This window comes from Faecalicatena sp. Marseille-Q4148 (genome assembly GCA_018228665.1).
In the GTDB taxonomy this organism is placed as follows: domain Bacteria; phylum Bacillota; class Clostridia; order Lachnospirales; family Lachnospiraceae; genus UBA9414.
The window spans coordinates 266,281-288,634 of sequence record CP073692.1 but is presented as its reverse complement, the minus strand read 5'-3'; the positions used below and the strand labels follow the sequence as shown (position 1 = coordinate 288,634).

Below are 22,354 nucleotides of genomic sequence, written 5' to 3'. Positions count from 1 at the left end.
TTTATCCACACTCCTTTGGATCCAATGCATCCCTTAACCCTTCACCTATTGAATTAATAGATAACACCGTAATGGTTACCATGAAACCTGCTGGAATCCACATCCACCAATTTTTAGATAGCGTAGAAATATTACGTGCTTCTGCAAGCATATTTCCCCAACTCGATATAGGAGGCTGTACACCCATTCCTAAAAAACTTAAAGCTGATTCCAAAATTATTCCATGTGCAACTGCTAAAGTTGCTGATACCAATATAGGTGATATTATATTATTTAAAATATGTTTTCGTATGATTTCACTAGATGACATTCCCATTGCTTGAGCAGCCATTATATAATCATTATCTTTCATAGATTTCACTTCTGTTCGAACAATCCGAAACAAATTAGGCCACATCAAACATCCTATCATGACAACAAGTTTAGAGGTTCCTGGTTCCAGCACTGCAATAATAGACAATGCAATTACAAAAAACGGAAGACACATGATAGCATCTGCAATATGTGATAAAATAGAATCAATAATCCCTCCATAATAACCAGATAGTGTTCCTAATAACGTTCCTAGAATCAACTGAATAGTCATAGCACAAATTCCTACCAACAACGATGCTCTACCACCATATAACAAACGTGTTAGAATATCTCTTCCAACATTATCAGTTCCTAGAAGATGTGCTTTTGACGGCTTTTCCCTCATACAAAATAAATCTGTTGCGTCAAACTCATATGGTGCAAGAATAGGAGCGCAAATAGATATTATAATTAGCAGTAGTAAAATGAATATACAAAACATAGCCATTTTATTATGTAAAAATTTATAAACACTTCGGTATTTATAAAAGAACTCCTTATCTATCATCGTATTCTTTTTCATAATAATCATCCTCTATAATTCTTAAGTTTTATGTGTGGATTAAAAATTGCTCCCAAAATATCTGCAAATAAATTCATTCCTACTACCATAATTGCTATGAACATTGTAACTCCCATCACAACAGGATAGTCTTTTGCTAAAATAGCTTCATAGCTAAGTCTTCCAATTCCAGGCCAACTAAATATAGTTTCTGTAAGAACTCCTCCTGAAATTAATGTTGGAAACTGCATTGCAAATAATGTTATCACGGAAACTAATATATTTCTGAATCCATGAATCCAAATAATTCTTGTTTTTCCTAAACCTTTAGATTTAGCAACATACATAAAGTCTTGGTGAAAAATATCATTCATATATGCTCTAACATAACGCATCATTGCAGCTGATTGTATTATTGTTAAAGCACCTACTGGTAATATCATATGCTTCATTATATCAATACACTGCATCCAACCACTATAATGACTTCCTGCGGTAATAATTCCACTTGGTGGTAGTAAACCTAAATCATAACTAAAAATTTTTATCAGCAAAAGTTGTACAAAAAAAGAGGGAATTGAAAATAAAACAAATGATACTCCCATAATTATATAATCAAATAACGTATTTTTTTTGTATGCTGAATATACGCCTACTATACAAGATAAAACGGTACTTAAAATAAATGCAGTTCCCGATAAAATCAAAGAGTTTTTCATTCTACTTTGAATCAAATCTGTAACGCTAACTTTATACTGTAATGAATATCCTAAATCTCCAACAAATACTCTTTTTATCCATTTAATATATTGTTCTGGAATCGGATCATTATACCCCAACTCTTCCATTCTTCTTTCTATATATTCTGGATCTGTATTTGCAGAAATCATTCCATCAAATGGATTACCTGGTTGTAATTGAATAAGAGTAAATATGATAACAGAAACAATTAAAAGAATAATTATCGAAGTACCCATTCTTTTTAAAAAATATAACACTTATTTTCTCCTTAATTAAAGCGTAAAGTAAATTCCCATATATAATATATGGGAATTTACTGGAAAATTTATTTTTCTGGAATAGTCCAATTATACACGTTATAGAAAATGTTAAATGTATATGGGGAAAATCCTTCAGTACCTTTTGGATATGCATACATATTATCTTGCACATATAAGAAAATCATAGGTGCTTCTTCGCTAATGATAGAAGCTACCTTGTTATAATACTCTTTACGTGTATCTTGATCATTTGTCTCATTTGCTTTAATAATTAATTCATCTGCCTCTGGATTCTTAAATGCATCAAAATTGAAACTATACACACCAACCTCATCAGTAGAAGCTGAAGAATGCCACCACATTTCAATATCTGGATCTTCTCCAAATTGGCATCCCATAGTATAAAAATCAAAGTCATGATTTTTTACAGATTCTTCCCAAACAGTCATAAATTCCATAGATTTAATATCAATATGTACACCAATTTCTTTCCATGCTTGTTGTACAATTAAAGCAACTTCCTGTGAAATTGGCTGATTAGACGGTACTTTATATGTAAAGGATAATTCTATCCCGTCTTTATTTTCAAGAATACCATTTTCATCACTATCTTTATATCCAGCATCCTTTAAGAGTGATTTTGCTTTTTCTAAATCATATTTACGATTTACAGTTATGTTTTCATCCGCTTTAGCCCATCCAGATGGTAAAAATGGCGCTTCCAAAGTAGTAGCTCTTCCTTCTAAGATTTTGTCTACAATTTGATCTCTATCTAAAGCATAAATTAAAGCTTCTCTAAGTGCTTTATCTTTGAAAACATCTTTTCTCATGTTAATTCCAATGTACTGGTAACCATGTGATGGAAAACTTTTAACCTCCATTCCAAACTCACTTTTGATGGTTTCTAGTTCATCTGTTTTAACATCTTTTACACCAGCAATATCAATTGTTCCATTTTTATACTCTGCAATAATACTTTCTACAGAAAGTATTTTCATAACTAAATGCTTAGTTTTAGGCTCCCCAAGAAAGAAATCTTCATTTGCAACTAAATTAACATGCTGTCCTTCCACATACTCTTCCATTTTATACGGACCTGATCCAACAGATTGTTTCATTAAATCAACAGCAGCATCAAATTCTCCAACTGGAACTTTTTCCCAAATATGTTTTGGAATAATACCACGTGTTACAAAATCAGAAAATAAAGGTGCATAAGTTTTATCAAAATTAATTTCGATATTATAGTCATCAATAACTTTAACACCTTCCACATGATCTGCAGTCCCATTATGACGTGCTTCTGCTCCTGTAATAGTTGCATAATTGCTGTAACATGTACCTGTAAAATCTGGATTCATAATACAATCAAGTGTAAATGCAACATCTTCTGCTGTTATAGGTGTTCCATCATGCCATTTAGCATTTTCTCTCAATTTAAATGACATCTTTAAGTCACTAACTTCATAAGATTCCGCTAAATACGGTTGAAATTCTCCCTTATCATTCATCTCCAATAAAGATGCATACAACATACCAGCAATATCTTGATCTGTAGATTTAGATGCAATTACAGGATTAAATACTCCTGGCACGTTATCTGCTACTCCTACAACAATCGTATCACTAATACCTTTTGTTTCTTCCTGCTTCGTTTCTTGTTTTACAACTTTTTCTTTTTTTAAAACTTCTCCCTCTTTTGCCGTACCTCCACACCCTACTGTTAATGCGGCAATCATCGCAATACTTAATAGCGATACTACAATTCTCTTTTTCACTTTAGAATCCTCCTATTTTTTATGAAATACTAACAACTGACATATTATCATAATCTTTTTATTTCAACAAATTGATTATAATAATAAAATAGATGTATTTATTTGATATATCTATCTTATTTATAAAAAACTTGAAAAATATATCGTTCTTTTAGAACAGTTTGCAGAGAATGAGCAAAACCTAACGGATCGGCTAAAAAAATCTGAAAAAGAAACATTTACAATAATCAAAAAAGAAGTTATCTTAGAATATAAATAGTACAGTCAAAACGAAAATTCCTTATAAAAAACTTATGGTACAATATAGGTGCCGCACTGAAGGAAGCTCTCATTATGGCGAAGCACTATGAAAAACAATTTAAGCTGAATGCAGTCCCGTATTATCATGATCACAAAACTTAGGACTGCAAGACTGCACTCCAAACTCATGAATTAGTCAGCAGACATTATTACGATGACTGAAAGAGCTACGCGAAGGATACCATTACAAACAAAACGGCTACATAACTCATATTTACTGGGTTTGTAGCCGCTCTTTCATTTTTTAACTGTCAAAGATGGTCTATCTTACACCAGAATCCGCCCTTCTTACAAGCATGTTTTTGAAAGTCCTTCTTCCGTAAGCTCATATACTGTGTCACACACCTCACGAATATATTTCCGATCATGAGAAATGCTGATAATTGCTCCTCCAAATGTTTTCAACGCATTGCGGACCACCGGTCCTGACAGCGGTGAAATATTGCGTGTCGGTTCATCCAGAATCAGCACCTCACTGCCGTCAAGATTCATTTTCATAAACAGTAGTTTTGCTTTCTGACCTCCGGAAAGTTCTGATGTCTGATGTTCCATCTCTTCCCGGGTATATTTCATGCTGCCAAGCCATGAACGTATTCTTGTCTGTTCTTCTTTATCACCGCTTCGGGACAGAAATTCCACCGGCGTCTTTCCATCTTCCAGAAGTTCCTCATATTTTTGCGGCATATAAGAAACCTTCAAATCGGTTCGCTTTTGCAGATGTTCCCAAATCCTTTTAAGAAGTGTTGATTTTCCGACTCCATTCCTGCCTACGATTACCACTTTCTCACTTCCATCTATCCGAAGCTTCACGTCATTTGCAAGTATTCTTTCTCCCACTTGAAGATGCGGAAGTACAAAATCAATCACCGTCTTTCCATTTGGAATAGAAATCTTTCTATCAAAAGCAATTTCAATTGCTTCCTCCTTCTCCGGTATTTCTGTCATCTGCTCTTTCTCCCGCTCAAATCGCCTTCCCATTGACTTTATGGAATGCATTTTCTTCTTCAGCAAACGTCCTCCGGATGGATTCTGACGGCTGATTGCATTCTGCTGATGTTCCACCTTATTATAAATCTGCTGATATCGCTCCATTTGTTTTTGATGATCGCACCGTTCTTTTCTGGCTATCTGCATTTGATGTGCAAATCTCTGCTCTCTGTCCAGACAGTACTTCCGGTAAGACATGCGAGCTACCGTATACACCGGCACTGTCTTCTTTCGCAGTTGCTCGAAATGAATAATTACATTTGCCGTATGCTCAATCAGCATTTCATCATGAGAAATATACATCACCGGACACTTAAGCTCCTGAATAAATTGTTCCAGCCATGCAATTGCATCCAGATCCAAATCATTTGAAGGCTCATCGAGAAAAAACACATCCGGCTGTTCCATCAAAAGTCTCGCAAGCTGTATTTTTACCTTTTCCCCTCCGGACAGCGTTCCCATCTTCTGATCTGAGTAAAAAAGTTCCCCGGACACCCCAAGTCTTCCTGAAAGCCGAGACAACTCTTTTGGCGTCAGTAAAAATAACTGCCCCTCTTCTGCTAAATAGTCGTACACGGTTTTCTCTGCATCTTCTGCTGAAAGTTCCTGCGGGAGATACCCAAGCTTCATTCCTCCTCTGTTAATTTCACCTTCATAACTAACATAATCTGTTTCTTCTTCCCGGCAGATCAGCTTCAGAATTGTAGATTTTCCATTTCCTTCCTCGCCAATCAATACCGCTTTCTCTCCTTCATTTAACACAAAGGAAAAATCTTTTATGATTACTTTTAAATCTTTCTTATGCGTCACGGTCAGTCCTTTTATCTGCAACATTCTACTTGCTCCTTTCTTAACAGCAAAAGAAAGAGTCTGCTCCGCTCCGGAAACAGACTCTTCTGATCTGACACGCATCTTCTGTTATACAGACAGGTGCTTTCACAAACCTGCCTCTTTTGCACTTCCTCTCAGGAAAATACGAAAATAACAATGCGTAAATGACATTCAGATAGTATGGATTCCGGCAACAGAAACAAACTGCATTCTTATGCAGTCATATAACGCTCTTCTGTTTCCTTCATTTGTCATACTATCGAATAATCATCTTCACACCTGCCTTTTCGCACATTTTCCTTTTTGTGCATACTCTTTTTTCATTCTATGAAACTTACTCCCGTTTGTCAAGCAAAAAAGCAGGAAAAGAACTGACTTTTAGTCATTTTCTATTGACTATCGTTCTTTCCGATCTTATAATAGAACACGATAAGGAGGAAATCATCATGGGAAAAATTGAAATGAATAAGCAGGAAAAGGCGTCGCGTCTCTTAAAAAGCGCATACCAGCTTTTTCTCAAACAAGGGATTGAAAAGACAACCGTTTCTGATATCACTCACAATGCCGGTGTAGCAAAGGGAACTTTCTATTTATATTTTCAGGATAAATATCAAGTACGAGACTGCCTGATCGCCCATCATGCCGGCGTCCTTTTTCGTTCTGCCTGTGAGGCTCTGATGAAAGAAGATCTTCCGGAATTTGAAGATCAGATTATCTTTCTCGTTAATTATACATTAGAAGAACTCGGAAAGCATCCGGAACTTTTAAATTTTATTTCCAAAAATCTCAGTTGGGGAATTTTTCATAAAGCGCTGCTTTTTGCCCAGCTTCCACAGCCGGAAGTTGACTGTCTCTCACTGTATGATGCTCTTATACACAGCAATCCTGATATTCATTTAAAAGATCCTGATATCATGCTTTTTATGATCATTGAATTGGCAAGCTCTGTCAGCTACAGTACCATCTTACATAATGATCCGATCCCTTTTGAGAAGCTGCGTCCTTATTTGAACATGAGCATCCGAAGTATCATCCACAATCATCTGATTACAGATTAATTTGGGACAAATACTTCTATCGTAGTTTTTCTTCCATCTGTTTTCACAGTTAATGCGCCCGATTTCGCTGTATTATAGACCGGAATCCCAAATGATTTTAGACGTTTCAACAGCTTTGGATGCGGGTGGCCGTAAACATTTTCAATTCCGGCAGAAATAAGAGCCAATTTGGGCTTTGTCTGTTCGAGAAACTGTTCCGGTGTGGAATGCTCTGATCCGTGATGAGCGGTTTTCAGAACAGTTATTTCCGAAAGCTTTCCTGATTGACAGAGTAATTCTTCGCCTTTTCCTTCCACATCTCCTGTCAACAGCATGGAAAACGTCCCATAGCTCAGATGCATGACAAGCGATGCTTCATTTGTCTCCCACTGACTCTGTTCCATTCCCGGCTGCAGACACAAAAGTCTGCATCTGCCATCTGCAATCCCTCTCCCCGGATGAAATTCGCCTACCGGTATATGTTTCTTGAGCGCTTTCGCCGCCAAATGACTAAGAGCCTCATTTTCCCTCCAGACAGCCGGAAGCATGAACCGTTCTATCTTAACACCTTTCATTTGTCTTTCCATCATTTCTTCCACTCCACTATAATGATCACTATCCCCATGTGTAATCATCACATAATCCAATGCTCTTACTCCCCTGGACAACAAAAACGGTTCTATCCGATATTTTCCTACTTGTTTTAGATCCGTACTCCCACCATCTACTAACAAATGTTTGCCTGAAGGCGTCCGTATATAAATGCAGTCTCCCTGCCCCACATCCAGAAGTGTAACTTCCAAATTCCAATCAAACTTTCTGAAATTCGTTATGCAAAGAATCACTGCTGCCGCAAGTATTACCGCCATTCCTGCTGTCTGCCGGATTGTTTGATTCTTCTTACGTTCACGCCGTTCTATCTTCCCGGATACAAACGAAAGCAGAAATAAAATACTGTAATAACCTATGATTTGCCACATCCCCGGTTTCCCGCAGATCATTCGCGCCCCAGGAAGTTCCATGCACCACTCGCCAAGCAGCTGATAACATTGCAGAATCATCCGACAGACAGACAGGCTAATACTGCTGAGCCACTCACACAGAAAGGCAAATGGAACTATGGAGGCAAATATCTCTCCTGCAAGTTTCAAAATACTTCCTCCAATGGCTCCTCCCATAAGTATCGTCAAGAGTGGGATTACAATTAGATTTAATATTACCGAATATGGTGGAAATTCATAATAAAAATATAACATCACCGGCAAAAGAAATAACTGCAGCCCGAGACCTCCCATAAATGCATTAACACTCTTCCTGTTTCCCCGGTAAATACGTCTAACTACCGGTGTCATTACTAAAATCCCAAGAATTGCTCCATACGACATCAGAAAAGAGGCATCCTTTAAGTAAAGAGGTCTCCAGATGACTGTAACGGCTGCCGCCGCAAAAAGCGCAGTAACAAGATCATAAGAGCGTCCGACAATATCTGCACCAATTCGAATAGAAAGCATCAGCACTGCCCTAATTACAGACACTGAACTGCCCACCATCAGCATATAGAGCACAAGAATTGCCATACTCATTGCACCGGCCAGGGAAAAAGGACATCCAGCCTTTCGCAAAATCTGATACATTCCAAGTCCGATGAAGGAAACATGAAGGCCCGATATCGCCAAAATATGTCCTATTCCATTTTTCTGATAGAGTTCTTTGATGTTTGGATCCAGATTTGTTTTTTCTCCTGTAAGTATCGCAGCAAGAATTCCTCCTGCCTCTTTTCCTGCTTTCTCGATTAACTGCTGATTCCACCTGCTCCTTACACCAGCCAGCCATGTTAAAAGTTTCCCGTATGGTGCAGGCTTTGCTTTTATCTCTATCTTCTTTTCTGCAAAAACAGAACAAAGAATCCCCTGTTTTTCATAATAAAAGTCCTGCGCAAAATTGCCTGGATTGCGCGCACTTTCAAATAACTTTATTTTTCCTTTTCCTTTAATTTTTGCTCCAATTGGAATTTTTGTAAATGATTTGTCATATATGATACAGGCTTTGACCGGAATCTTGAATTGATCCTTCCTTTCCGGATCAGCCTGCAGCTGAACTTGTTTTAGATAAATGATTTGATTTGTTTCTTTTTGTTCGACACGGTATGCCATTCCTGTTACCGTACACGTCTCAAAGGAGGCTAGTTTTCTTAGAGCGATCCAGGAATCCTCCGGGATTCCTGATATCACTCCTGCTTTTACTAATATCCCCGTGACACATAAAAAGATAAGGCATACCATACATAATGGTCTTCCTCGCATAAAACCTCTTTCTATTTCGATCCTTCTACAATATCCAGATCCATAGAAAATGGCCGATCAAGCGGAATCGATCCCTGAAACACCTGATCTCCGGAACCGTTGACCGAAATCTGTACTTGAGATACACTGCCGGAATCTATAATGGAATTTACAATCGACATGATTGCTACCTTAGGCTGGACCTGATAGGTCCCGCTTAGAAACGTCTCGTCCAGATTCACATAACAAACGCCGTCTCGTACCGCCACACTTAAAATCTTCAGTTCCTTCGGCAGCGTTCCTGTCATTTTACTGTTCGACGGTCCTTCCACCAACTGTTCCAACACTACTTTTTCAAGAGAAGTATTGCTGTTATATGGAATCCTTACCCGCTGCTCCACAAGCTGATCTCCATTTTCATTTCCAAAATATAAATTTAATGTTGTTGCTTTATAAGAATGCAGAGCTGAGCCCGTATCCTTCAGAAAGTCTGACGAACGCATCTCGCCAATCTCTTTACCGTATTTATCTTTTAGCGGAACCTGATCTACCGTAAACACAACAGAGTCAATCCCTTCAATCTGCACCATTGTCCGAACAATGGCTTCCCGCATTAAGACTTCTGTCACCGGATCCATTTGCATATATTCGCTGTTAAAATCAAGTCCCAGAATCTTCTGCTCATTCGTAATCCCGGTAATTCCCTGAACCGTAATCATTTCCGGAATTGCAGCCTGATATTCAAGAGAATCCGGGTTTTCCTTCATTTTCTTCAGAATTGTTTCCACTTCCTGTCCGGCAGTTGCTTTTTTTGCTTCATAGGGAACGCTTACAATCCCGGTCTGGTCCATGTTCACATAAAAGATGCTGCGGTCTCCTGTTCTCTGCTTCTCCTCTTTTTTACATCCGACTGCTCCAATTGCAAGCAGAATCCCAAGACACACGGCAGCAAACCGATAATATTTTCTCAAATGTCTCTCTCCTTTTATGATTTCTGCGTAATGTACATCAGCGGAATCCGAACCGTAAACGTAGTTCCCTCGCCAGGCTTACTGTACACCTTAATAGCTCCGCGGTGCATCACAATGGCATTGCGCGTAATTGCAAGACCAAGCCCTGTTCCGCCAATCTTCCGGGAATGAGACTTATCTACCCGGTAGAATCTCTCAAAGATATGATCCTGCGCCTCCTCCGGAATTCCGATACCGCTATCAACTACTTTTACATAAAAATATTTGTGATCCGCATTCAGCGATACATGTACAAATCCTTCATCTATGTTGTATTTGATTGCATTTTCTACCAGATTGGAAAAAGCAAGCGACAGCTTTACCTCATCTACCTCTGCCGTTACCGGACGAAAACTCTCAAAAACTACCTCAATATTTCTTGTTGCCGCAATTGGACGAAGACGTTTCAAAATCCGTTCCAGCAATTCATTGATATTTTCCGGCTTAATATTCAAACCGGAAGCAGTTTTATCCATTTTTACAAGGGAAAGAAGATCATTGATAATCTTATTCTCCCGCTCAATTTCCTCTGCGATATCTCCCATAAATTCCTTGTAGTATTCTACCGGAACATCCTCCTGTGCCAGGAGTGAATCTGCAAGCACTTTCATAGAGGTCAGAGGTGTTTTCAGCTCATGGGAGACATTGGAGACAAATTCCTGTCTGGAATCATCTACCACCTTCTGTCGTCCGATCATTTTATTAAATGCATCCGAGATCAACTCTGTCTCTGTGTAGGCATTTTCATGCAGATTACATGATTCATCATAGCCTTCCGTTACTCCTTCAATTGCCCTGGAAATCCTTCCAAAAGGCCGGACAAGTACAGCTGCAATCAGTACCGCAATCCCAATCAGTAAAATAAATACTGTGATCGCTACGAGATTCGCTCTCCCTTCAAGTATCTCCGCACCATCTAAAATCGCATCAATGGAGACGGTTACCAGCATAACGCCTTCAACAGCCCTTCTGTTGTTCTGCAGAATCGGAGACGTTACTTCAATATATCGATTCTTCATATCATAGCGATTCGTTCCTTTCCCGCGAAAGCACTTAATCACATCACTGGATGCCAGTGTTTTTCCCTGATCTGCCTCATATGTATCTTTGATGATCTGAAAATGATCATCTACGATCATCACACGGCCATTATAAATATTAGAAAACTGCAGTAATTCTGCATTAATCACTTCTGAGTCCATATGTTCCATATAGTCTGCATTGTCAAGCTGATCGCAAAGAATCATGCTTTGATTCTGAAGCTCCGATATTTTTAGTGAAACTGCTCTTTTCTCATAATTGCTGAGAATCGTTGCTTTCAAAATGAGACAAGGAATAATGCCTACCGCTACAAGCATAACAATAATCCGAAAGCGAAGACTCTTTAAAAATCGTTTCCGGAATACAAGCTTATCCCCTAAAATAATAACCAACTCCCCACTTTGTATGTACATATTTTGGTTCACTCGGATTCTTTTCAATCTTTTCTCTCAGTCTCCTGATATGAACGTCCACTGTTCTCGCATCTCCCGGGTACTCATATCCCCACACAAGATTCAAAAGATTCTCGCGGCTGTATACTTTATTCGGATTTGCCGCGAGAAGTTCCAGCAGATCAAATTCTTTTGCCGTCAGATTCATTTCTTTTTCTGCAATAAAGACTCTCCTGCTGTCACGGTCAATCGTCATGTCGCCCTTCACAAGCGTCTTCTCTTCTTTCGTCTGTTCCCGCTTATTCATCCGGCGCATAATCGCTTTCATCCGTGCTTTTACTTCTAATATGTTAAATGGTTTTGTGATATAGTCATCTGCTCCGTATTCCAAGCCGAGAATCTTATCCATATCATCGCCTTTCGCCGTCAGCATAATGATCGGAACATCTGAATATTCCCGGATCGTCTGGCATACTTCAAATCCATCATGCTTTGGAAGCATGACATCTAACAGTATGAGATCATACTCATTTTCTTTTGCATACATCAATGCTTCCTCCCCATCATATGCACAGTCTACTTCCATCCCTTCCTGCTCTAAGCTGAAACGGATTCCCTTCACGATTAACTTTTCATCATCTACCACTAAGATTCTTTTCCCCATAATGCGTCTCCTTTATCTTATTATGTGACTGTAATATCGTCCTTTATCTTTTGGAATACACCTTCTTTAATCCCCTCAATCTTCATCAGTTCTTCGATAGACTGAAAACCTCCCTGTTCCTCGCGGTAACGGATAATGCTTTCTGCTTTTGCATCTCCGATTCCGGGAAGTGTCATAAGCTCATCTTTCGAAGCGTGGTTCAAATCCACTTTTCCATCTTCTGCCTGTCCGGATCCCTCACTCTGTGCAGCAGGCGACATCGCGTTCCCTGTATCCGCTTCCTCTTTTGTCGGCACATACAGCTGCTGCCCATCTGTTACAAGAGCCGCCTGATTCAGATACGCAACTGCTGCAGACGCTGTCATTCCTCCGGCAGCTTCCACCGCATCAAAGATACGGCTTCCTTCCGAAAGTTCATAGACTCCCGGATGATTCACAGCCCCGCACACATGAACAAACACGGTCAGCGGAGCTTTTGCTTCTTCCGCATGTATTTGTGTATCTTTATTTTCCTCTTCTTCAGAAGAGACTCTCTCCTGCTCCTGAGCTTCCTCCTCAATCAAAAACGGCTCCATTCCTTCTTTCTCACTGCCGCACCCAGTGCCTGCCAGCAGACAAAGCGCCAGAACTATCAAACTGCTGATTCTTATCATTTGTTTCTGCATCTTTTTTCCTTTCATTCTCCCGAACGTCCAGATGCCCCTTAGATGCTGTACATTTTATTATAACAACTCTATTACAAAAGCTCAACGGCAACTTCACTATTTCCATTGGAAAATCATAACCCCTGCAATTGCCAGCGCCATTCCTATTGCCTTACGCCATTCAAATTGTGCCTGCTCTACTCCAAACAGCCCAAAAAGCTCTATGAGATGCGCTGCCAAAATCTGCGACACAACTATTAGAAGCACGGCCCTTGCCGGACCAAGCTGTTTCATACTTGCAATAACCGTCCAGGTAATTCCGGCTCCGATTACACCTCCAACCAACATAAAACGAGGCTGTACCTTTGTAAGCGCTGCAATACTGTCTCTTCCGGTAAAGAGCCATACTGCCACACAAGTAAGAAATGCGCTAAACTGTACCCATCCATTACTTACCCACATCCCTGCCGTTTTTGTCACTTCTGTATTAAATACTCCCTGTACACTCATCAACGCTCCTGAAATCAATGCGATAATCCATCCTGCCATATACTGCTCATCCTCCTTTTTTTAAAGTATAACCAATCTTTCTCCTGTTTATCGCATTTGCTTCCCTTAATATTATCCGCAAATCCTTTCGAACTAATTTTTATTCATAATTATTGTGTATTTTTGATTATTTATAAGTTTTTATTATTTTTTTCAAAAATATATTGCATATTTATGAATTAAGTTGTATATTATATTCATCTTTTAAAAAGATTACATTTTGTAGGAGGATATAGATTATGAAAGAAAAAGTTGTACTGGCATATTCCGGCGGATTAGATACAACCGCCATCATTCCATGGTTAAAGGAAAATTTTGACTATGAAGTTATTTGCTGCTGCATTGACTGCGGACAGGGCGAAGAACTGGATGGACTGGAAGAACGCGCAAAGCTCTCCGGCGCATCTAAATTATATATTGAAGATATTACCGATGATTTTTGTGACAATTATATTGTACCGTGTGTGCAGGCTGGCGCTGTTTATGAAAATAAATACTTACTCGGAACTTCTATGGCACGTCCGGGCATCGCTGCCAAGCTTGTAGAAATTGCTAAAAAAGAAGGAGCTACTGCTATTTGCCACGGTGCTACCGGAAAAGGGAATGACCAGATCCGTTTTGAACTTGGCATCAAAGCCCTTGCACCGGAACTAAAGATTATCGCCCCATGGCGTATGACCGATCTATGGACAATGCAGTCCCGTGAAGAAGAAATCGCTTATTGCCAGGAACATGGCATCGATCTTCCATTTGATGCGACACAAAGCTATAGCCGTGACCGTAACTTATGGCATATCAGCCATGAAGGACTGGAACTGGAAGATCCTGCCGCAGAACCAAACTATGATCACTTGCTCGTTCTCGGCGTCACTCCGGAGAAAGCACCTGATGAACCGGAATATGTGACAATGACATTTGAAAAAGGTGTTCCAAAAAGCATCAACGGCGTAGAAATGAAAGTATCTGATATTATACGCAAATTAAACGAACTTGGCGGAAAACACGGCATCGGTATTGTAGACATTGTGGAAAACCGTGTTGTTGGCATGAAATCCCGCGGTGTTTACGAGACTCCTGGCGGAACCATTCTTATGGAGGCACATCAGCAATTGGAAGAACTTGTATTAGACCGTGCAACTTACGAAGTAAAAAAAGAAATGGGCAATAAACTGGCACAGGTTGTTTATGAAGGAAAATGGTTTACACCACTTCGCGAAGCAATTCAGGCTTTCGTCACGACAACTCAGGAATATGTAACAGGAGAAGTAAAATTCAAATTATACAAAGGCAATATCATCAAAGCCGGAACAACTTCTCCATACTCACTGTACAGCGAATCTCTTGCAAGCTTTACAACCGGAGAGCTCTATGATCACCATGATGCAGAAGGCTTTATTAACCTTTTTGGACTTCCATTGAAAGTCAGAGCTATGATGCAGCTGAATCAGTAGTTTCTTTCATCTTACAAAATATAGAACCCCCATCTGATATGGATTCCATACTCCATTTCAAATGGGGGATTCTTTTAGAATCTATCAAGATTTCTACAGTTCCCAGTGCGCCCTGCTTCCATTTTCTCCTTTTTCTATAAAAAGTTTGCGATCAATCTGCTCCTTCAATTCATTGACATGAGAAATAATTCCTACAAGCCTCTCATCTCCTGCCAGCTCATTTAATATCTGAATTGCCTGATTGCGGGATTCATCATCGAGAGAACCAAATCCCTCATCAATAAACATGGTATCCAGCCGTATTGCTCCGGCAGTATTCTGAATGATATCTGCCAGACCAAGCGCCATAGCTAACGCTGCCAAAAAAGATTCTCCGCCGGAAAGCGTCTTGACATCCCGAACCGAATCATTCAGGAAGCTCTTTACATCCAGATCAAGCCCTGACTGCCCTTGATTGCCCAGATTGGAAATTTCCCGGCACTCCAGATAAAACTGTTCAAAATTCATCCTCACAAGACGCTTATTGGCAGCATAGATGACCTGTTTAAAATACTGACGCTGCACATACGTTTCAAAGTCCAGTTTGACACTTCCACTCAGGGTACCATTCGCCGTTTTATTCAAATCCTGCAATAGTTCATATTCTTCTTTCCGGCTGCCGATTTCTTTCCAGTATCGTTCCAACTGCTCAAACGCCTGCTCATTCTGATGATTTTGACTGCACTTCTTTTGGTAAATGCGTTCCTGTATTTTTCTCTGTTCCTGAAGCTGTCGAAGTTCTGCTTGCATTGCTTCTGTATCTGTGATTTGTTTTCCGGAAGCCTGCTCCTGAAGCGAAGTTAACATTCCTTTTCTCTCTGCCTGCTCTTTTTCAAACCGACGCACCCATGCTTCATTTTCCCGAATCTTAGGAATCAGATGCGGCGCCTCTTCTTCATATATGGCTTCTGTTATCTGATACGTTTCCAGAAGCTGTTCATACTCCGCTCTCGCCTCTCCTGCCAGATGTTCATATCGCTCAAGCGCTTTTTTCCCCTGTCCAAAAGCGCCTTCCCTCTCCCGAAGCGTCTTCTCTGTTTTCTGCATCGCTTCTTTCCAGCGCGCTTCCTCTTTCTGAAGCCCTTGAAGCTGATTCTGAAATACTTCTTTCTTCTCCTGCAATTCATCGAATAAGAAACGCATCTGCTGCTTTTGTTCCTGCTCCCGTTCTTTTGCCTGCTTCCACCCGGCATTCAATTCTGTTTGATATGCATGATTCTCCAGTGAGAACTGACCATCCATCAGTTTATTTCCCCGCTCCAGAGCCTCCTGCTTCTTTCCTTCTGTCCGGGATTTGACCTGCAGATACCGATCTGTTGCATCAGATACTTCATGCTCGGCAGCTTCTCTCTGCTTTTTCGCCTGTTCTACCTCTAATTGTGTCGGAGCCTGTGCAGACAGCCTGCATTTGGAAGGATGTTCTTTGGAGCCACAGACCGGACACGGCTCTCCTTCCTTAAGCTTACTTGCAAGAATACCTGCCTGTTCTGCTATAAAATCAGTAAAAACGGAATCATATACGCTTGAAATTCTCCGGTAGCACCAGCTCTTCTCTTCCAAAACCTTCTGTGCCTCTGCTTCCTGTTCTTGAAGTTTTTTCAATGTTTTCAATTCCGCGGCAAAAGCTTCCAGATCCTCTCTCACTTCCTGGCAATGTTTTGCCTCTTCCTCTGCTTTTCTGAGCAGATGATAATAATCCGGAATTTCCTGCTGCAGCTCAAGATCGCTCAGGACGCTTCTGCTGCCATTTTGCCTTATTTCCTTTTGCAAATACTGGAATTCTTTTTCTGTATGCTCCAGTTCGCTGATTCTTTTCAGAAGCTCCGGCTGTTCCTTTTCCAGACGCTCACTCCACATCTTCGCCGTTTGCCTCTGTTCCTGCAGCTCATTCTGAAGGATAACGATTTCTTCTTCCATCGTTTTCAAATGTGCTTTCATCCGGAATACTTCCCGGTCACAGCTTTGTTTTATTTCAGCCTTTCCCTGAATCTTTTCCAGAATCTGTCCCCGATTCCACGCTTTTTTCCGAGATTCACATTCATCCTGCCGCTGCTGCAGCTTTTTGTACGCCTCTAACGCTTCTGATAATTTCCGGCACAGCATATTATCTGCTTCTGCCTGTTTTAACACTCCGCTCTTTTCCATTAGATCAGACTCTAATTTTGCCCGCTCCTTTGCAAGCATTTGCTCTGCTTCTCTTCCCTCTTTCACAATTTTCTTTAACAGCGGTCTAACCATTCCCGGATCATAGATTTTTTGCCGGCACAACTGTACCCAGTCCGCATCCTCACTGTCAATCCGTTCCACTTCCCGGATACATGCATGTTCCACTTCCATCAGTGAATCCCCAAGCTGCTTCGTTTTCCGTTTTAATTCTTCCTGTACCTGATGATAAAGATTCGTACGAAATATTTTAGAGAAAATCGCCTTGCGCTCTTTGGACTCTGCGTACAGCAGACGAAGAAAATCTCCCTGCGCAATCATGGCAATCTGCGTAAACTGATTGACATCCAGGCTAATGAGTTCCTGAATCTTCTCATCTGTCTCCCGCTTTTTGCCGGGAAATATCTGTCCATCCGGAAGCATCAACTCAGCGCTCGCTGCCTCTTTTACGAGTTTCTGACTTCCGTCTGCAGCTCTTCGCTTACTCGCCCGCCAATACTCCGGATTCCTTCGAATCTGATATTTCTGCCCCTGATAGAGAAAATGATATTCTACAAAAGTCTCCGCCGTATCTTCCGCATACAGACTCCTCATCATAGATCCCTGACGCTTCCGTCCGCTTGTTTCCCCATAGAGCGCATAGGTAATCGCATCAAACACAGTCGTTTTTCCTGCGCCGGTATCCCCTGTGATCAGAAAAATTCCATGAGATACTTTCGTAAAATCAATTTCTTCCCGCCCTGCATAAGAGCCGAACGCCGACAGAATCAATTTCAGCGGTTTCATGACCTTTCGTCTCCTTTCGCCTGTTCAAAAATCTCTTCCATAATCTGTTTTTGTTTCTCATTCAATGTTCTTCCGTGCAGCTCTTCATAAAATCCCTGGAAAATTTCAAACGGTCCTGCCATTTTCAATTCTTCTTCAAAGGATTCCAGCGTCCGCTTCGTCCTGCTGTTCTCTATTCGGATTTCCAGCAGATGCGGATAATAAACACTCAGCCGCTCTTTCGGCCGATATGGTTCTGTCTCATCTGTCAATGTCACACTGACGTAGTCTTCCTGCACCTTTCCCTGTGCTTCTTCCAGAAGTTTTACCAATGTTCCTTTTAACCGGCGCACATCTCTAAGCGGATGAAGCGGAAGTACTGTCAGCTCCGGCAAGCTTCCTTTTTCTTTCAGTTCTACCATCAAAAGCCCTTTCTTCTGCTTTTCCTCACTGACAGAATATTTCAGCAGCGTGCCGCAATACCGTATTTTCTCTTCTCCTACCCGCTGCGCCCCATGTAGATGACCAAGCGCTGCATAATCAAAGGCTTTCACTGCATCTGCACAGACATTGTCAATTCCTCCGATGGAAAATGTCTCTGAGTCACAAGTTTCCGGCTGTTCTTCCGAACTCCCTGTAAAAAACTGATGTGCTACAAGCACATTCCTGGCCTCATTAGAAAGCGTTTCCCGCTCCAGAAGCTTTCTGACCGCCGCATCATAACTCTCCGGTATTTCCCCTTGAAAAACTCCTTTTACATATCCCGGTTTCAGAAATGGCAGAAGATAAAAACAGACTTCCCCATAGCAATCCCGAAATGGAACTTTTACAATCCATTCCTCTTCTGACTGCGGAGGCGTTCCAACAAGATAAATCTGATTGTTTCGCAAAATCTCCCCCGCAAATTCCAGTCGTCTGGCAGAATCATGGTTGCCGCTAATTGCAAGCACGGGAATGGATAGTTTCGAAAGTTCCGTCAAAAAATGGTCAAAAACAGTCACCGCCTCTGCGGACGGGACTGTTTTATCATAAATATCTCCGGCAATGACAATTGCATCCGGCCGAAGCTGTCTCGCATATGAGACAACCTCTGCCAAAATCACTTCCTGATCTTCTTTTAGGTTATAAAAATGAAGCTGCTTTCCTATGTGCAGATCGGATAAATGAAAAAATCTCATAGCAAATCCTCTCCTCCTGCCCTTAGTTCATAATTACTTGTATTACCGTCTTTCCATACAACCGATAGCATCTTGTTCTCCACAAATGCATCTGAGTCATACCAGATAGTTCCAAATGCATACTTATTCAAGTATGGGAAAAGCCGATGAATCTGTTCAGAATCTGTAATGATCTCGCGATTTACATTTTCTTCTCCCTCTTCGTAAGTCTCTACCGTTATAGACAGAATTTCCTCCGGCTGGTAAGATTGGTTCAGCTCAAATCCCGCTTTCTTTAAATATTCAATCACACTGTCAAAGCTATCGTAGATTGTAAAATACTCGGTTGTAAAAACATCCTTTTCCGGAGCAGAGGAATACGCAACCGAAAGTTCTCCTACCATATGTTCATGGATCAGCTGGCTAAAATTAGCATTTTGCAATTCTTCTGCATATAATGCAAAAAGTTCATGAAGCTCTTTTTCATCAAACTGCAGCTGAATCTCATTCGTACGAAGATCCTGCACCGTTCCATCCTGCATCGTGCACTTCAGAAAGTCATCCAGATCACAGAGTTTCTGGACATATTCTTCCTGATTCAGCATTTTCTTTGCAAATGCTCTCAGGCGTTCTTCTTTTTCATAGTAAGTACGGTAAATCTTTCGCCCATTTTCCAAATGGTACATAACACTGATCCGAAAAATCTCACTATCGTATTGATCTGTCATTTTTCTTTCTGTCTGCTTAGAGACAATCTGACGAATCTCTTCATACATTTCCGGTGTCACGGCAGTCTCCATATGATCTAACTGAAGCTGTTCTGCATCCCGATAATGCTCTCCTACGCCTCCATAATACTTCAGTATGCCATCAAACTTGACAGCCATTCCTGATAACTGCGATTCTTTCGGGAGATAACTGTCATATCCCGGCAGATCATAGTGAAAGACAGCAAGACAGCCTGCCACAAGCAGCACTGAAATCACTGTTGTCAGCCGAAGCTTAAAAAATTCTGCCGAATCCATATAATAACTGAATGAGACTGCAAAGCTGATGATGACTGCTGCCATCAGACAACTGATCACAAACCACTGATTATTCTCTGCACCGTTCATAAAAACGATCAAACCACAAGCCAGCGCTCCCGGCACCGCAACTGCAATTTTGATGATTCCTTCCATTTTCCTAAATGCAATCACTCGTTCCGCTGCTTCCGCCGGTCGGAATCTGGCACAGATCAACAGCAGAACATAAATTCCAACAATCACTGCAAAAATTCCCAGATACCAGGCAACATCAAATACGTTTTCACGGCCTGCCACTTTCCCTTCCAGCATATAAGCTTTCACTGGTGAGAGAATCGCTCCAATTCCATCCAACGGTAAAAATGTAGCGAAATATTTAATACAGAGCTGCTGAATAACAAAAGATACCAACATTCCATAAGAAAAGAATCCAACTGCCAGAACAGCTCCTGCCAAAAGTTTCCCGGTCAAGAACATCGCAAGCACTGTTAGCGTGTAAAACAGTAGAAAGAATAACATTGTCACTAACATTGTACGTCCATACCACAATCCTGCCTTCGCTATCTGAATCTTATGACGCACACCAACAAGAATGACGAGTCCGTAATTAACGATATATGGAATGATAAACATCAACGCCCCGCTAATGTAGCGCACAGTCATAAAACGACTTCGCTTTACCGGAAGTGCGTAGTAAAAATCTGTTTTTTCCACAGAATGTAAATAAGAAAATCCCGTCATTCCGATGACCAGCGCACAAAATACTGTCACAGCTCCTGTCATCCCATTACCGGCGCCGACCAGTTCCCGAAACCAGATTGCCATGTCTGTTTCTGTAAATGGGGGCAAAATCTCTGATGCCCACTGAATTTTATTCTCTGTCTGAATAAGCACTGATACCGGAAGCGCAATCATCAAAAGCACAGCAGTCAAAAGAGGAACCCATCCTCTTGTCCGGGCATCTCGTTTCATCATCTTAATATAAGAAATCTGTGATTCCATATCCAGCAACCTCCGTCTCGCTAATAAATATCTCCTCAAGAGAAAGCGGCAGGACTTCCGCAAAGAGCGGCTTTCTCGATTCGATACAGTCCAGTATCTCCATACTTGTTCCCCGTGCTACAATCGTCAGAAGAGATCCCCTCTTCTCTGTCTGAAGTACATCCAGCTCTTTCAGTACCTCTTCCTCATCCAGGCTGTTATTCAGCACACACTGCACCTTGTGAATATGAAACTTCATTTCTTCCAGATCTTTCATAAACAGAATTCCACCCTGATGCAGAAGTCCCACATGGTCGCAAATATCCTCAAGCTCTCTCAGATTATGGGATGCGATTACCGGCGTAAAATCTCTCTCCATAACTTCTGAAGCAAACAGACTCTTAACTGCCTGACGCATCACCGGGTCTAAGCCGTCAAATGTCTCATCGCAAAACAGATATTTCGTCTTCGTACATGTTCCAAGCAATACGGAAAGCTGCTTCTTCATTCCCTTTGACAATGTTGTGATCCGCCGTTTCATATCAATATGAAATTTCTCTGCCAGATGATTAAATTCTTCTTTATCAAACTTCTCATACAGTTCTGCATAATAGTCCCGCATAACCGCCGGAGTTGCATTGGGAAGAAAGTAAGCCGTGTCTGCCAGAAAACAAATCTCCGATTTTGCTTTCGGATTTTCAAATACCGGCATTTCATCAATGAAGACGGTTCCACTGTCCGGTTTCAAGACACCGCTTAAAATACGCAAAAATGTACTTTTGCCAGCTCCATTGCTTCCAAGCAATCCAAAAATATGTCCCTCCTGAATGCTTGTCGTTACACTGTCAAGCGCTTGAATTTTATGAAATTTCTTACTCACATCGTTAACCTTAATCATCTCATCCCCTCCTTCCAGCATTCCTCTAACACCTCTTGATACTCTTCTTTTGAGATTCCAATTTCTCTTCCATAAGAGATATACTGCCGGAATTTACAAAATAATTCCTGTTTCTTCTGTTCTCTCAATCCGCTGCAATCTGCAACATAATTTCCACGTCCTTTTACCGAGTAAATAAATCCCTGCTGTTCCAGTGCCGCATACGCTTTCTGGATTGTATTGGGATTGATGGACAGTTCTACCGCAAGAGAACGGACGGAAGGCATCTGTGAATCAGGGGCAAGTATTCCCTTCATGATCAATACCTGAAAGCGATCAATAATCTGTTCATAAATCGGTTTTCGGTTTTGAAAATCAATTGTGATCATGCAAAATGCTCCTTCCCTTTCTCATTTATCACTTTATCGCTTCAACTGTACTATCATTATTAGTACACCATTTCATTTTACTTGAAAACAATTCTTTTGTAAAGAAATATCCCCTGCACTCACAAAATTTTCATT

17 protein-coding genes are annotated in these 22,354 nt (G+C 40.8%); 2 read left to right on the top strand and 15 right to left on the bottom strand.

Translation table 11 applies throughout. From position 1 onward, the window contains the following. Position 1: 1 nt before the first annotated feature. The 4 genes from KFE17_01365 to KFE17_01350 form a co-directional block, all read right to left on the bottom strand. Entirely contained in the window at positions 2 to 886 is an 885-nt protein-coding gene (locus tag KFE17_01365; GenBank protein QUO32439.1) for an ABC transporter permease, read from the bottom strand. Beyond that, positions 883 to 1,854: an ABC transporter permease gene (locus KFE17_01360; protein ID QUO32438.1), complete on the bottom strand. Its 972-nt coding sequence runs from the start codon at positions 1,852 to 1,854 to the stop codon at positions 883 to 885. Before KFE17_01360 ends, KFE17_01365 begins: the two co-directional genes overlap by 4 nt. Positions 1,855 to 1,922: 68 nt before the next feature. Beyond that, the gene (locus KFE17_01355) at positions 1,923 to 3,635 is read right to left on the bottom strand and encodes a hypothetical protein (protein QUO32437.1); all 1,713 of its coding nucleotides are present in this window, start codon (positions 3,633 to 3,635) and stop codon (positions 1,923 to 1,925) included. A gap of 588 nt (positions 3,636 to 4,223) precedes the next feature. After that, entirely contained in the window at positions 4,224 to 5,756 is a 1,533-nt protein-coding gene (locus tag KFE17_01350; GenBank protein QUO32436.1) for an ABC-F family ATP-binding cassette domain-containing protein, read from the bottom strand. Between the two features lie 443 nt (positions 5,757 to 6,199). Here KFE17_01350 and KFE17_01345 point away from each other — a divergent pair, with 443 nt between their 5' ends. Beyond that, positions 6,200 to 6,811, top strand: coding sequence for a TetR/AcrR family transcriptional regulator (locus KFE17_01345; protein ID QUO32435.1), 612 nt, complete (start codon positions 6,200 to 6,202; stop codon positions 6,809 to 6,811). Here KFE17_01345 and KFE17_01340 read toward each other — a convergent pair. The 6 genes from KFE17_01340 to KFE17_01315 form a co-directional block, all read right to left on the bottom strand. Next, positions 6,808 to 9,093, bottom strand: a complete 2,286-nt coding sequence (locus KFE17_01340; GenBank protein QUO32434.1) for a DNA internalization-related competence protein ComEC/Rec2 — start codon at positions 9,091 to 9,093, stop codon at positions 6,808 to 6,810. The genes KFE17_01345 and KFE17_01340 overlap by 4 nt on opposite strands. An 11-nt stretch (positions 9,094 to 9,104) precedes the next feature. After that, a complete protein-coding gene (locus KFE17_01335; GenBank protein ID QUO32433.1) occupies positions 9,105 to 10,043 on the bottom strand; it encodes a GerMN domain-containing protein in 939 nt (312 codons plus the stop codon). Between the two features lie 14 nt (positions 10,044 to 10,057). Continuing rightward, a complete protein-coding gene (locus KFE17_01330) occupies positions 10,058 to 11,536 on the bottom strand; it encodes a two-component sensor histidine kinase (protein ID QUO32432.1) in 1,479 nt (492 codons plus the stop codon). Beyond that, positions 11,493 to 12,179 (bottom strand): response regulator transcription factor, encoded by a 687-nt coding sequence (locus tag KFE17_01325; protein QUO32431.1) that lies wholly within the window; start codon positions 12,177 to 12,179, stop codon positions 11,493 to 11,495. Before KFE17_01325 ends, KFE17_01330 begins: the two co-directional genes overlap by 44 nt. Positions 12,180 to 12,199: 20 nt before the next feature. Continuing rightward, complete coding sequence (locus KFE17_01320) at positions 12,200 to 12,832, bottom strand: helix-hairpin-helix domain-containing protein (protein QUO33578.1); 633 nt, start codon at positions 12,830 to 12,832, stop codon at positions 12,200 to 12,202. A gap of 108 nt (positions 12,833 to 12,940) precedes the next feature. After that, complete coding sequence (locus tag KFE17_01315) at positions 12,941 to 13,372, bottom strand: DMT family transporter (protein ID QUO32430.1); 432 nt, start codon at positions 13,370 to 13,372, stop codon at positions 12,941 to 12,943. A 239-nt stretch (positions 13,373 to 13,611) separates the two neighbouring features. On the opposite strand from KFE17_01315, the gene KFE17_01310 reads away from it, so the two are divergent. Continuing rightward, positions 13,612 to 14,823: an argininosuccinate synthase gene (locus KFE17_01310; protein ID QUO32429.1), complete on the top strand. Its 1,212-nt coding sequence runs from the start codon at positions 13,612 to 13,614 to the stop codon at positions 14,821 to 14,823. 93 nt (positions 14,824 to 14,916) lie between these two features. Here KFE17_01310 and KFE17_01305 read toward each other — a convergent pair whose 3' ends face one another. Genes KFE17_01305 through KFE17_01285 form a run of 5 tightly spaced genes read right to left on the bottom strand, consistent with a single transcriptional unit; the run spans position 14,917 to position 22,219 of the window. Beyond that, positions 14,917 to 17,811: an SMC family ATPase gene (locus KFE17_01305; GenBank protein QUO32428.1), complete on the bottom strand. Its 2,895-nt coding sequence runs from the start codon at positions 17,809 to 17,811 to the stop codon at positions 14,917 to 14,919. After that, complete coding sequence (locus KFE17_01300; GenBank protein QUO32427.1) at positions 17,808 to 18,968, bottom strand: exonuclease SbcCD subunit D; 1,161 nt, start codon at positions 18,966 to 18,968, stop codon at positions 17,808 to 17,810. The genes KFE17_01305 and KFE17_01300 overlap by 4 nt, the downstream gene beginning before the upstream one ends. After that, positions 18,965 to 20,974, bottom strand: coding sequence for a hypothetical protein (locus tag KFE17_01295; protein ID QUO32426.1), 2,010 nt, complete (start codon positions 20,972 to 20,974; stop codon positions 18,965 to 18,967). Before KFE17_01295 ends, KFE17_01300 begins: the two co-directional genes overlap by 4 nt. After that, the gene (locus tag KFE17_01290) at positions 20,949 to 21,851 is read right to left on the bottom strand and encodes an ABC transporter ATP-binding protein (GenBank protein QUO32425.1); all 903 of its coding nucleotides are present in this window, start codon (positions 21,849 to 21,851) and stop codon (positions 20,949 to 20,951) included. The genes KFE17_01295 and KFE17_01290 overlap by 26 nt, the downstream gene beginning before the upstream one ends. Continuing rightward, positions 21,848 to 22,219 carry a GntR family transcriptional regulator gene (locus KFE17_01285; GenBank protein ID QUO32424.1) on the bottom strand — a complete coding sequence of 124 codons (372 nt, stop codon included), beginning with the start codon at positions 22,217 to 22,219 and terminating at the stop codon, positions 21,848 to 21,850. Before KFE17_01285 ends, KFE17_01290 begins: the two co-directional genes overlap by 4 nt. Positions 22,220 to 22,354: the final 135 nt, after the last annotated feature.

Bases quoted from the DNA above. Each gene is read 5' to 3' on its own strand.
- KFE17_01365 (QUO32439.1), bottom strand. From the start codon at position 886: ATGATTATTATGAAAAAGAATACGATGATAGATAAGGAGTTCTTTTAT.
- KFE17_01350 (QUO32436.1), bottom strand. From the start codon at position 5,756: ATGTTGCAGATAAAAGGACTGACCGTGACGCATAAGAAAGATTTAAAA.
- KFE17_01345 (QUO32435.1), top strand. From the start codon at position 6,200: ATGGGAAAAATTGAAATGAATAAGCAGGAAAAGGCGTCGCGTCTCTTA.
- KFE17_01340 (QUO32434.1), bottom strand. From the start codon at position 9,093: ATGCGAGGAAGACCATTATGTATGGTATGCCTTATCTTTTTATGTGTC.
- KFE17_01330 (QUO32432.1), bottom strand. From the start codon at position 11,536: ATGTACATACAAAGTGGGGAGTTGGTTATTATTTTAGGGGATAAGCTT.
- KFE17_01325 (QUO32431.1), bottom strand. From the start codon at position 12,179: ATGGGGAAAAGAATCTTAGTGGTAGATGATGAAAAGTTAATCGTGAAG.
- KFE17_01320 (QUO33578.1), bottom strand. From the start codon at position 12,832: ATGATAAGAATCAGCAGTTTGATAGTTCTGGCGCTTTGTCTGCTGGCA.
- KFE17_01315 (QUO32430.1), bottom strand. From the start codon at position 13,372: ATGGCAGGATGGATTATCGCATTGATTTCAGGAGCGTTGATGAGTGTA.
- KFE17_01310 (QUO32429.1), top strand. From the start codon at position 13,612: ATGAAAGAAAAAGTTGTACTGGCATATTCCGGCGGATTAGATACAACC.
- KFE17_01305 (QUO32428.1), bottom strand. From the start codon at position 17,811: ATGAAACCGCTGAAATTGATTCTGTCGGCGTTCGGCTCTTATGCAGGG.
- KFE17_01300 (QUO32427.1), bottom strand. From the start codon at position 18,968: ATGAGATTTTTTCATTTATCCGATCTGCACATAGGAAAGCAGCTTCAT.
- KFE17_01295 (QUO32426.1), bottom strand. From the start codon at position 20,974: ATGGAATCACAGATTTCTTATATTAAGATGATGAAACGAGATGCCCGG.
- KFE17_01290 (QUO32425.1), bottom strand. From the start codon at position 21,851: ATGATTAAGGTTAACGATGTGAGTAAGAAATTTCATAAAATTCAAGCG.
- KFE17_01285 (QUO32424.1), bottom strand. From the start codon at position 22,219: ATGATCACAATTGATTTTCAAAACCGAAAACCGATTTATGAACAGATT.